Annotated in this window: 10 protein-coding genes and 1 pseudogene; 7 read left to right on the top strand and 4 right to left on the bottom strand. The window is 71.6% G+C overall.

The window, feature by feature from the left end; genetic code table 11:
• Positions 1-1298: 1298 nt before the first annotated feature.
• From DRB06_RS16875 to pth, 6 genes and pseudogenes are all read left to right on the top strand, one after another.
• Positions 1299-1763 (top strand): annotated as a pseudogene (locus DRB06_RS16875) (septum formation initiator family protein); the annotation flags it as partial.
• 199 nt (positions 1764-1962) lie between these two features.
• Complete coding sequence (locus DRB06_RS12770) at positions 1963-2469, top strand: DUF501 domain-containing protein (RefSeq protein ID WP_073328332.1); 507 nt, start codon at positions 1963-1965, stop codon at positions 2467-2469.
• 66 nt (positions 2470-2535) lie between these two features.
• Positions 2536-3594, top strand: a complete 1059-nt coding sequence (locus tag DRB06_RS12765) for an exopolyphosphatase (protein WP_111820150.1) — start codon at positions 2536-2538, stop codon at positions 3592-3594.
• Entirely contained in the window at positions 3591-4607 is a 1017-nt protein-coding gene (locus DRB06_RS12760) for a type I 3-dehydroquinate dehydratase (protein ID WP_111820149.1), read from the top strand. The genes DRB06_RS12765 and DRB06_RS12760 overlap by 4 nt, the downstream gene beginning before the upstream one ends.
• A 296-nt stretch (positions 4608-4903) precedes the next feature.
• The gene (locus DRB06_RS12755; protein WP_073328337.1) at positions 4904-5515 is read left to right on the top strand and encodes a 50S ribosomal protein L25/general stress protein Ctc; all 612 of its coding nucleotides are present in this window, start codon (positions 4904-4906) and stop codon (positions 5513-5515) included.
• Between the two features lie 25 nt (positions 5516-5540).
• Positions 5541-6137 (top strand): aminoacyl-tRNA hydrolase, encoded by a 597-nt coding sequence (gene pth / locus DRB06_RS12750; RefSeq protein ID WP_073328339.1) that lies wholly within the window; start codon positions 5541-5543, stop codon positions 6135-6137.
• A gap of 98 nt (positions 6138-6235) precedes the next feature.
• Here the strand turns inward: pth and DRB06_RS12745 are convergent, their stop codons facing one another.
• The 4 genes from DRB06_RS12745 to DRB06_RS12730 all read right to left on the bottom strand — a co-directional run bounded on the left by DRB06_RS12745 (position 6236) and on the right by DRB06_RS12730 (position 10559).
• The gene (locus tag DRB06_RS12745) at positions 6236-6997 is read right to left on the bottom strand and encodes a response regulator (protein WP_395994453.1); all 762 of its coding nucleotides are present in this window, start codon (positions 6995-6997) and stop codon (positions 6236-6238) included.
• Entirely contained in the window at positions 6979-8538 is a 1560-nt protein-coding gene (locus DRB06_RS12740) for a sensor histidine kinase (RefSeq protein ID WP_108968384.1), read from the bottom strand. Before DRB06_RS12740 ends, DRB06_RS12745 begins: the two co-directional genes overlap by 19 nt.
• A gap of 72 nt (positions 8539-8610) precedes the next feature.
• The gene (locus DRB06_RS12735) at positions 8611-9540 is read right to left on the bottom strand and encodes an ABC transporter permease subunit (protein WP_111820148.1); all 930 of its coding nucleotides are present in this window, start codon (positions 9538-9540) and stop codon (positions 8611-8613) included.
• Positions 9541-9617: 77 nt separating this feature from the next.
• A complete protein-coding gene (locus DRB06_RS12730) occupies positions 9618-10559 on the bottom strand; it encodes an ABC transporter ATP-binding protein (RefSeq protein ID WP_108968380.1) in 942 nt (313 codons plus the stop codon).
• A gap of 336 nt (positions 10560-10895) precedes the next feature.
• Here DRB06_RS12730 and DRB06_RS12725 point away from each other — a divergent pair.
• A partial coding sequence (locus DRB06_RS12725) for a Bax inhibitor-1/YccA family protein (protein WP_111820147.1) occupies positions 10896-11853 on the top strand: 958 nt, incomplete at its 3' end.

The raw sequence follows: 11853 nt of genomic DNA, 5'->3' as shown, positions 1-11853 counted from the left end.
TAAGTCGTCTGCCTGAGCCGAAGCGTTAGCGGAGGCTCGGGGCGGGCACGGCGTAAGTCGTCTGCCTGAGCCGAGGCCTGCTTTCCCGGATTGGTCCCGGGGTATGCACGCGTTGATCGTGTGCGTGCCCCGGGACCGCTCTGTTTGGAGTTGTCGGACGTTTCCCGTTTGCGGGTGTGGCGGGGCGGGTGGCGGGCGTCTGGTGGAGGTGGACCGTCTGGTGGGTGTGACGGGTGGGCGGGGTGTGCGCACGGCATGTCGCGGTGGGTCGGGAGCGTCGGCTCGCCTGTCCCTTCGGGGTGGCCCGTGCACCGGGAGTCTCTAGGAGGGGCGATTGTCATGATTCGGGACAAACGGGTCCGGCGGCGTTGGCGGCCGTGAAGGAAACGTTGGAATCATGCGGGTGCCGGATGCCCCTGGTAGGTGTTGAGGCTCGTTTGTCCCGGTTGGTGACATTTCGGGCCACCACCGCACAGTGGCATGTGCGCCAACGGCAGGCCGGCTGCCGGTTGCAGCCGGCACGCCCCGTAGGCGGACAGCCTGCGGGGCCGTCTCACGGTTCAGCGGGCGACGTCGAGCCGGCATGCCCGCAGGTTGACAGCTCGGCACCCCACGACACCAGAATCCACCACCACACCCACAAACCGGAAACGCCAGTTATCGGCGCGAATGTGTGCGCGTGATCGGGGGTTTTCGTTGAAATAGTGGGGAGAACTTGGGGTTTATCGGGTTGGGTATGGCTCAGCACGACACCCCGCGACACGCCGGTCTAATGCACCACGTTCGTGCCGATGACCCCGGTGGCGGTGATGCTCACCCCGCCCCTATGTATGTGCTGCACGACCTCGGGCTGCGTTCCACGACCTTGGTGTGTGTTGCACGACCACCCCGGGGTCGTGGAGTGCGCACCAAGGTCGTGCAGTGTCGCCCAGGGTCGTGCAACAACACCGCCCCCGCACGCCGCCGGGCCAAAACACGCGTTCGCGCCAATAGCCCCGAACCACGCACGCATCTCTCCGATCGCCTTCTATTCGGACCGCGAAAGTCTCTTGGGACCGCCCGTGTCGGGTTGGACCGCCCCAGTGGCGTACTACGGCGGTCCAAATGGAGGATTGCGGTCCAAACAGGGACGTTGACGCCCCGATGTCGTCCCCGCCGTGCGGTCGTCTTGCCGCCCTGCCATCGGGCCGCCGCCCTGCCGCGGTGTCGGGACAGTGCCGGGATACTTGCCGCTTCGTGGCCGACGCACCGGCGCCGCACACTCGCCATGCGCACGTCCGTGAGGCAGGATCGGTTCCATGACGCCGCGCCGACCTGTACCAGCACGCCCCGGCGCCCGCAGAACCCGCTCCGGCCCCTCCCGCGACGCTCGAGCCGGCGCCGGCAGGCACACCGATAAGCCCGATACCGCCCGCAGCACTTCCCGCGGCGCTGCCGACGCCGACCACAATGCCACCTCCGCCCCCACCCACGAAGATTCCGAAGATCCGGCTCCCCGCCTGGGCGGCGCGGAGGGGCTGTCCCTGCCCATGCGCCTGCTCATCCTCGCCGGTGTGTTGGCCCTGGCCTTCGTCGTGGTCTTCCCCTCGCTGCGCGGCTACCTAAGCCAGCGCGCCCAGTACGACGCCGTGCTGGACCAGATCGATGAGGCCCGTGCCACCTCCACAGCCCTGGAGGAGGAACTGGCCCGCTGGGACGACGACGATTACGTCAAGGCCCAGGCCCGCGAGCGCCTGTCGTATGTCATGCCCGGTGAGACCACCTACGTCGTGGTCGGGGCCGACGATTTCGAGGACACCGACGCGGCCGGCTCCGCCCGGGCCGACGCCGAGGAGCGGCTGCCCTGGTACGAGGAGCTGCGCGAGTCGGCGCGCGTGGCCGGACAAGTCGAACGGGAACAGGCCGACGATCCCGCCCGCCGAGGCTGGTCCACCCCCGCCCCGCAGTCCACCACGACACCGAATCAGGAGACCAGCAGTGACCGTGAGCGAAGCCGACCTGGAGACCCTGCGTACGCAGCTGGGGCGTACACCGCGCGGTGTCGTCGACGTGGCCGCCCGCTGCGTGTGCGGCCGACCGACGGTGGTGCGCACCGCGCCGCGCCTGCCCGACGGCTCGCCCTTCCCCACCATGTACTACCTGACCCATCCGGCGGCGGTGCGCGGCTGCTCCACCCTCGAGGCGGAGCACCTCATGGAGGAGTTCAACCGGCGCCTGGCCGCCGAACCCGATCTGGCCGCCGCTTACGCGGCCGCTCACAACGACTACCTGGCTCGCCGCGCCGAACTGGGCAGCCCCGAGGAGATCACCGGGGTATCGGCCGGCGGCATGCCCAACCGGGTCAAGTGCCTGCACGCGCTGCTCGCGCACACGCTCGCGGTTGGCCGGGGCGTCAACCCCATCGGCGACCTCACCCTGGACACACTGCGCGAGCGGGGCCTGTGGGACCCCGAACGCTGCTCCTGCTGAGCGCCGACCGCCGCCGTAGAGTTACCGCTGAAGCCGCCGGCACAGCCATCCGAGGGGGAGCCACACATGACCCGCGTCGCCGCCATTGATTGCGGCACCAACACCATCCGGCTGCTGGTCGCCGACGCCGTCCGGGACGAGCACACCGGCGCCGTCCGCCTGCACCCCCTGCACCGCTCCAGCACCATCGTCCGCCTGGGACAGGGCGTGGACCGCACCGGGCGCCTCGACCCCGAGGCCCTGGCCCGCACCCTGGCGGTGGTACGCGAGTACGCCGCCACCTGCGCCGGCCTGGACGTGCCGCTGAACGCCGAGCACGCGCGCTTCGTCGCCACCTCCGCCACGCGCGACGCCGAGAACCGTGACGAGTTCGTCGACGGGGTGCGCGCCGCGCTGGGCATCGTCCCCGAGGTCGTCTCCGGCGAGGAGGAGGCCCGCCTGTCCTTCGCCGGCTCACTACTCGGGGCTGACGACGACGGTGCGCCGGCGGCCGGGCCCGCCGAGGCCGACCGGGCCGGGCAAGAGCCCGCCAAGCAGCGGAACGAGGCTACACACGGTCCCCGCCTCGTCGTCGATTTGGGTGGTGGCTCCACCGAGCTGGTCCTGGGCGTGGACGCCCCGCAGGCCGCCTACTCGATGAACACCGGCTCGGTGCGCATCACCGAGCGCTACCTGGCCGACGGCGTCACCCCCGCCGCGGAGCAGGCCGCCCGCGCGGAGGTGCGCGCCCTACTGGACCGGGCCGCCGACGCCGTCGACCTGGGCGCCGCCACCCGGCTGGTCGGGCTCGCCGGCACCATCTCCACCGTCACCGCCCACGCCCTCGGCCTGGACGCCTTCGACCGTGACGCCATCGACGGGGCCGAGCTGAGCATCGCGCGGGTGCTGGCATCCTGCGACGCGATCGTGCACTCCACCGCCGCGCAGCGGGAGTCCTGGGGGTACCTGCTGCCCGGCCGCCGCGACGTCATCGCCGCCGGGGCGCTGGTGTGGAGCGAGGTGGTGAGCCGGGTCGCCGCCGACACTGCCGCCGCCGGGCATCCGCTGACCACCGCCGTCACCAGCCTGTCCGACATCCTGGACGGCATTGCCATCTCGCTCCTTCCCGCGGGAGCGCAGGCATGAACACGGACGGCATACGGGCAGCCAAGCCCGCGGCCGGGACCGACTCAACGGAAGTCCCCGAGGACTCGTCGTCGGCGGGCGTCCCCGCAGACCGATGGGCAGTACTCCGGGAGGTGCAGGACCTGCGCGCCCGCCTGGAGGAGAGCGGGATCGCGGTGCCGGGCTCACCGGCGTGCGCACGACCGGTCACCTGGCGGCGGGCGACGTTGGGCGGGCCGGTGCCCATGGTCGCGGTCGCCACCACCGGGGCCGACGCCGCCGCCTGCGCCGAGCATGCCCGGGCGGCCCGCCGGGCCGGGGCGGACCTGGTTGAGCTGCGCGCCGACTTGCTGACCGCGCCGGAGGCGGCTGCGGCGACCGGGCGTGCGCGCGCCGCCACGACCATGCCGGCGCGGTGGGCGCCGCAGGAGCTTGCGGGACTGTGGCTGGCGGCCGCCCGCGCGGTGGGGGCGGAACTGCGCGGTTCGGGCATGCCGGTGCTGCTGACGGTGCGCACAGCCGCGGAGGGCGGCGGACTCGACGTCGACGACGTCACCTACCGGGCCGCGCTCGCGGACGCGATTGAACGGCTCGGACGGGAACGCGGTGCCGCTGCCGCGGTCGACGTCGAACTGGCCCGCGGCGACCTGCCACGGCTGGTGCGGCTGGCGCGCCGGGCGGGGCTCGACGTGGTCGCCTCCAGCCACGACTTCGCCGCCACGCCGGACGACGTCGAGATGCTGCGCCGTCTGCACGCCATGCAGGACGCGGGCGCCGCGGTCGCCAAGCTCGCCGTCACCCCGGCGGATCTGGCGGATGTGGGCCGGCTTGTGGGCGTGGCGGCGCGCGCCCGCGGGGAGCTGGACATCCCGGTGGTGGCGATCGCCATGGGGGAGGCGGGCGTCCTGACCCGGCTTGCGGGCGGGGTGTTCGGTTCGGCGCTCACCTTCGCGACCGCGGGATCGGCGGCTTCCGCGCCCGGCCAACTGCCCGTGGCTCGGGTGCGGGAGGCCCTGGCGCTGCTGCACTCCTGATGTCTCCATTCGCCGAGGTCGGTTGATCTTACGTGCCGAGGTCGGTGGAAGTTACGTGCTGAGGTCGGTCGGTATTACGCGTGTGATCGATCAGCGCCCGGGCCGTGGGGCGGGTCACCGTTGGCGGCGTCGTCGGGAAGCACCGTAATCGCGTAGAGTGGCGGCATTGCCCCGGCGAGGGATGCGCCCAGCGCATCCGTGATCGACGTGGTGGTGCCGGAAGGTGCTGCGCGTCGTCGTGCCCGCCGGACCACCGAACCGCGGGGCACGCTCCCCGCCACAACCGAGGAGAACGCATGCCCGCCAACGCCATCAAGCTTGACGCCACCGACCGCACCGAGTTCGGCAAGGGTTCCTCCCGCCGCGCCCGCCGCGCCGGCCAGGTACCCGCCGTCGTCTACGGGCACGGCACCGAGCCCCGCCACCTGCTGCTGGAGGAGCACGCCACCCGCCTGGCCCTGCGCGGCAACGAGAACGCACTGATCGAGCTGAACGTCGACGGTGAGTCCCTGCTGGCGCTCGCCAAGGACGTCCAGCGCCACCCCATCCGCCCGGGCGTGCAGCACATTGACTTCCTGCTGGTCAACCGCAACGAGAAGGTCGAGGTCGAGGTGCCCGTCGTCGTGACCGGCGAGCCCGAGCCCGGCACCATCCACATCATCGAGCTGGCCCACGTGCTCGTCTCCGCCCCGGCCATCGCCATCCCGGAGTCCATCGACGTCGACCTCACCGGCGTCGAGGCCGGCACCGCCGTCCGCGTGTCCGACCTGACTCTGCCCGATGACGTTGAGGCGATCACCGAGGCCGACACCGACGTCGTCAACGTCTCCCTGGAGGCCGTCGCGGTCGCCGAGGAGGAGACCCCGGCCGAGGCTGCCGAGGGCGCGGCCCCCGCCGAGGCCGAGTGACGCTCGCCGTCGCAGCCATACGCTCATGAACTCCCCTTGGCTCGTCGTCGGGCTGGGGAACCCCGGGACCCGGTACGCCCACAACCGCCACAACGTCGGACAAATGGTCATCGACGTGCTGGCCGGGCGCGCCGGGTCCCGCCTTTCCAGCCACAAGACCCACACCCGGGTCGCCGACGTGCGTCTGGGCGTCCTACCCGGCGGCGCCCCCGGACCGCGCGTCATTCTTGCCTGCACCACCGGCTACATGAACGAGTCCGGCGGACCGGTCAAGGCGCTGGCCCGCTTCTACGATGTCGACCCGGCCTCGCACCTGCTGGTCATCCATGATGACCTCGACCTGCCCGCGCACACCTTGCGACTCAAGCGCGGCGGCGGCGAGGGCGGGCACAACGGCCTGCGCTCCATCTCCCAGGCACTCGGCACCCGGGACTACGCACGGCTGCGCGTCGGCGTGGGACGGCCCCCCGGGCGGCAGGACCCCGCCGACTTCGTGCTCAGCGACTTCCCCGGGCGGGAACGGGCGGAGCTGGCCGTCACCCTGGAACAGGCGGCCGACGTCGTCGAACAGGTGGCGGTAGACGGCTTCACCGCTGCACAACAGCGGCTGCATACGGCCTGAGCCGCCCGCCGACGTCGAAACGCCATATCTACCGACCTCGGCGCGTAAAATCAACCGACCTCGGCGAAGAGGGCGGGAGAGCGCGGTGGTGCCGGGGACTACTGGTGATCGGGGCGCATGAGGCCGGTCTCGTAGGCCACCACCACCGCCTGCACCCGGTCGCGCACGTCCAGCTTGGCCAGCACGTTGCCGACGTGCGTCTTGACCGTGGTCGCCGAGACGACCAGATGGTCGGCGATCTCGGAGTTGCTCAGCCCCTGCGCCATCAGCATCAGGATCTCACGCTCGCGCGGCGTGAGCGCGGCGATGCGCGGATCCTCCCGCGCGCGCTCGCCGTCCTCGGGCAGGTGCGAGGCGAACAGCTCCAGCATGCGCCGGGTGATGCGCGGGCTGACCACGGCCTCACCGCTGGCGACCGTGCGGATCGCCTCCGCCAACTCGCCCGGCCGCGTGTCCTTGAGCAGGAAGCCGCTCGCCCCGGCGCGCAGGCCCGCGAAGGCGTACTCGTCCAGGTCGAAGGTGGTCAGGATGAGGATCTTGGTGTCCGGGCACTGCGCGGTGATCGCGGCGGTCGCGTCGATGCCGTTCATACCGGGCATGCGCACGTCCATGAGGATCACATCGGGCTTCAGGGCGCGTGCCTGTGCCAGGGCGGTGGCGCCGTCGGAGGCCTCCCCGACGATCTCGATGTCCTCGGCGGGGTCGAGCACCATGCGGAAGCCCATGCGCATAAGCGCCTGGTCGTCGGCCAGCACCACCGTGATGGGCCGCTGCCGGCGGGCGGAGTCCGCCTGCCCGGGCGGCACCGCCCCGGCGCCTGCGGTCGGGTCGGCTGCGTCGTTCACTGCGGCATCTGCCACGGCGCTGTCCCTTCGTCGTTGTCTTCCAGGCTCTCATCCCAGTGCAGGACGGCCCGCACACGCCAGCCGGTCGGGGTCGGCCCCGCCTGCACAGTGCCACCATAGACGGCGGCCCGCTCGCGCATGCCGATCAGCCCCTTGCCGGAACCGTGCAGCGGCGTCGAGCCCGGGGCGGCGTCGTTGTCGATCGTGAGGACGGCGGTGCCGGCGTGCCGGTCGACGGCGACGGCGACCGAGCGCGTGGTGGGCGCATAGCGCAGCACGTTGGTCAGCGCCTCCTGGGCGATGCGGAACAGGGTGAGCTGCAGACCCTTATCCGCGGGCAGCCTGCGGCCGGTCCACCGGTAGGTGACGGGTACGCCCGCGGTGCGGAAGCGCTCGACGAGTACCTCCAGGTCGGCCTGCTCGGGGGCGGGGGCGAGTGGCGTCTGACCGCGGGAGGCGTCGGCGTCCACGTCGGTGGCCTGCCGACGCAGGTCGGCGATCGGCTGGCTGGGCTCGACCGGGGCGACGGTGCCGGGCGGGGCGAACTCGGGAACCGGCAGCTCGCGCACGGTGGTGCCCGCGGCCGCGGGCGGCTCGACGACGGCGCTTTCGCGGGCGGTGGTGGAGGTACCCGCCCCGGTCGACTCTGCGGGCGCGCGGCGGGCCGCTGGTACCGGGCGAGTGTCGGCGTCGTCCCGGGCAGCGGGGGAGGCGACGGGGTCCTCGCGCAGCACCCCCACCAGTCGGCGCGTGTCGGCCAGGGCGGAGCGGCCGGTCTCCGCCAGTGTGGTGAGGGCCTCTTTGGCCATGGCGGGGTTGCGGTCGATGGCGGTGGCCGCGCCGTCGGCCAGGGTGATCATGACCGCGAGGGAGTGGGCGACGACGTCGTGCATCTCGCGGGCGATGCGGGAGCGCTCGTTGGCGGCAGCCAGCGCAGCCTCCTGCTCGCGGGCCAGTATGAGGCGCGATGAGCGCAGCTCCGCCTCGTGCAGCTGGGTCTCCTGGGCGCGGATCACCACCCCTACCAGCACCCCGATGATGTTGGTCAGTCCGTAGGGCATGAGCAGCCCGCCGAGGGTGTCGACCGCGTAACCGCCGAGCGCGGCCTGGCCGAACACGGTGGTCAGTGTGGAGACGGCGCAGGCCGCCCACACCCAGGCGGCCCGGTGGTGCAGGGCCAGGGTGGCCAGGGTGAAGGGCAGACCCAGCAGGGTGAAGGCGCGCAGCGCGTCGGCCGCATAGCCGATCTCGGCCACCCCCATGTCGGGAAAACCGCGGGCGACCACCGCCTCGTGGGCGAGCGGCAGGAAGGTCAGCACCGCCCAGCTGACGGTCAGGTGGCGGCGGCGGAAGACCAGGGCCAGCGCGCACACCAGGCAGGTGGCCAGTGTCAGCGGCAGCCAGGAGTGCAGCGACGGGATCTGCGCCTGCCGCAGCGGCCACAGCCCCATGAAGACGTTGAGGACCAGCACCACCACCGCGATGGCGGCGTCGGCGAGGTAGGGGTGCGCGGCCTGCCAACGCAGCACCCGGCCGGCGCTTGACGGCGTGCTCATCGCGTGGGCTCCCCTCTGCTCATGGACTAATTGTGCCCCGGCGGCAAGTTGCCGCCGGGGCACGGGTGCGGTTCAGGCGTCGCGGCGGGCGAACAACACCCAGCCGGCCAGCAGCGGCACGATCGCCCAGGCGCCGAAGACGAGGGCCGCCTGCCACTGCTGGAGGAAGTACATGGAGTCGGCCTGCCCCCAGGTCACCATGTGGTGGAACGGGTCGTAAACGGCCATTGCCGTCTGCAGCGGCTCGAACCCCTCGAGGGTGGCGGCCCAGTCCCATTTGAGGGCCATCAGCGACAGCGGCAGGTCGATGATGAACAGGAGGGTCAGCGCCAGGGTGATCGCCCCCGCCGTGGAGCGCAGCAGGAAGCCGAGTCCCAGGGCCATCAGTGCGATCCCGGCGAAGGACAGGCCGGTGCCCCATACGAAGCCCAGGTACTCGGGGTCGGCCAGTGAGCCGGCGTGTCCGTTCATGAAGGGCGCAGATACCGCCCAGGTCACCAGCGTGGATACGGCACCGATGAGGAAGCCCAGCACTCCGACCACGAGGGCCTTGGCGGCCAGCAGCCGTCCCCGGTGGGGAACCGCCGCCAGCGAGGAGCGGATCTGGCCGGAGGAGTACTCACCGGTGATGACGAGCGCCCCCAGCACGGCCACCACGATCTGGCCGAACTGGTTACCGGAGATGACCGCGTCGGCGGCCTGGTCGGCGAGCTCGGAGCTGCCGGCGTAGCCGATGGAGATGGCCGCGCTGAGCAGCACGGTGATGCCAACGGCGATGCTCGAGGTTATCCAGGTGGAGCGCAGGGAGCGGACCTTGACCCACTCGGCCCGCACCGCCCGGCCGAAGGTTTGGCGGCAGCCGGAGGGCGCGGCGGTCTGGCGGGCGTCGCTGCGGCGGGCGCGGGCGGGGTGGTCGTCACGGGTGCGGGCGACGTTGGTGGGAGCGGCGTCGGTCTGCTCCCGGCCGGGGGAGACGGTTTCGGAAACGGTGGAGGTGGACATGTGGATGCTTTCGTGTGTCGATGTGGCTTGTGGGGTGCGGCGGGACGGCGCGCGGCGAGCGGCGTCGGGGCCGACGGTCAGGCTCGGGCGGCGGCCGCGGGGAGCGGCGCCGGGGCCGAGCCGGCGGTGTATTCGACGTCGTTGCCGGTCAACTCCAGGTAGGCCTCCTCCAGGGAGGCGTGCTGGGTGGCCAGCTCGTGCAGGACGATGCCGTGTGCGGCGGCGATCTCTCCCACCCGGGCGGCGGGTGCCATCGTGGTGGTCAGGACGCCGGGCTCGGGAGCCTTGGTGTCGATGCCGGCGGTGTTCAGGGCGGCGGCGAGGTCGGCTGTCTGCGGCGAGGCGACGCGGACGACGTCGTTGGTGGCGGAGGCGATCACCTCGTCCACGGGGCCGGAGGTGAGGATGCGGCCGCGGCCGATGACCAGCAGGTGGTCGGCGGTCTGCGCCATCTCGCTCATCAGGTGGGAGGAGATGAAGACGGTGCGGCCCTGGTCGGCCAGGTGGCGGCAGGTCTCGCGCACCCACTTCACGCCCTCGGGATCCAGGCCGTTGACGGGCTCGTCGAAGATGAGCACCTGTGGATCACCCAGGAGTGCGGCGGCAATGCCCAGGCGCTGGCCCATGCCCAGGCTGAAGCCTTTGACGCGCTTCTTGGCCACCGGGGTCAGGCCGGTCAGGTCCAGCACCTCGTCGACGCGGCGGGTGGGGATGCCGTTGGAGACCGCCAACTGGGTCAGGTGGGCGCGGGCGCTGCGCGAGCCGTGCAGGCCCTTGGCGTCCAGGAGGGCGCCGACCTGGCATAGGGGTGCGCGCAGGTCCTGGTAGAAGTGGCCGTTGACCTTCACGGTGCCCTCGGTGGGCTTGTCCAGGCCCATGATCAGGCGCATGGTGGTGGACTTGCCGGCGCCGTTGGGGCCGAGGAAGCCGGTGACGGTGCCGGGCTCGATCGTGAAGGAGATGTGGTCGACGGCGGTCTTGGAGCCGTAGCGCTTGGTGAGATCGACAGCTTCGATCAACGGAATCAACTCTTTTCGGGGCGGGGTGGCGCAGTTTGCGTGTTCGCGCATTTGCGCGGCGGCTGCGGCCGGATGTTTACCGGCCTGCGTCCGAACACCACCAGGCTAGGAAGTGTCCCGGGCGCCTTCATCGGCCCGGCTGGCGATTAGTCGCCGCGCCGTCCTGGGCACGCCGGAGGAGCGGGGTCCTCCTGGAGGAGGAACCTCACCGAGGCCGGGTGACGTCACCGGCGGGGCCGGTAGATATGCCGGGTGACCGGAGCCTTGAACTCCTGGTGGAGCCGGCGGCTGACCGCATTCAGGGCTTCTTCAGGAATATCGGCGATACTGCACGCGATGAGCAACCCGTACTTCTCCCGCAGCCCCGTATTCGACGGGAGCGCCGGCTCGGCGTCGTCCGTGCAGCAGCGCACTCCCAACGGCTATCCGACCATGCCGGGATACCAGCCCGGCCAGGCCGGCCCGCAGGCCACTCAGCCGTACGGCCAGGCGCCCGCCTACGGCTATCAGACCGGCGGCCAGTACAGCCAGGCGCCCGCCTACGGCAGCGTCTCCCCGCAGCAGCTCTCCGGCCTGGAGGCCCAGTACGGCGCGCCGTCGGCCACCAACGTGGACCGCGGCCGCATGACCTACGACGACGTCATTGTGCGCACCTTCGGCATCTTCGCGGTGATCCTCGCCGTCGGCGCCGTCAGCTGGATGCTGGCCACCACCGAGGCCACGGCGGGGATCGGCCTGCTGGCCATGATTGGCGGCGCGATCGGTGCCCTGGTGCTGGGCCTGGTCAACTCCGCCAAGCGCGAGCCCAGCCCGGCACTGATCATGGCCTACGCCGTCTGCGAGGGCGCCATGCTCGGCGCGTTCTCCGGCGTGCTGGAAGCGCGTTACGACGGCATCGTCCTGCAGGCGGTTCTTGCCTCGGTGGCGACCTTCGGCGTGGTGCTGGCGGCATACAAGTTCGCCGGCTTCCGCCTGGCACCCAAGGCGCAGCGCATCCTGCTGACCGCCATGGGCGGCTACCTGATCTTCAGCGTGATCAACTTCGTGCTCATGCTCACGGGCTTCGCCTCCAACCCGTGGGGCCTGCGCGGCGCCACCATCTTCGGCATTCCGCTGGGCCTGGTCGTCGGCGTGCTCGCCGTAGTCATGGCGGCCGCCAGCCTAACCATGGACTTCGAGTCCATTCAGCGCGGGGTGGAGCGCGGCCTGCCCACCCGGTACGCCTGGTCCGGCGCCTTCGGCCTGACCGTCACCCTGGTGTGGCTGTACGTGGAGTTCCTGCGCATTCTCGCCA

This window comes from Actinomyces sp. Z5 (assembly GCF_003287795.1).
GTDB classification, from domain to species: Bacteria; Actinomycetota; Actinomycetes; order Actinomycetales; family Actinomycetaceae; genus Actinomyces; species Actinomyces glycerinitolerans.
The sequence above is the reverse complement of the archived record's forward strand: the minus strand, read 5'-3'. Positions and strand labels throughout refer to the sequence as shown.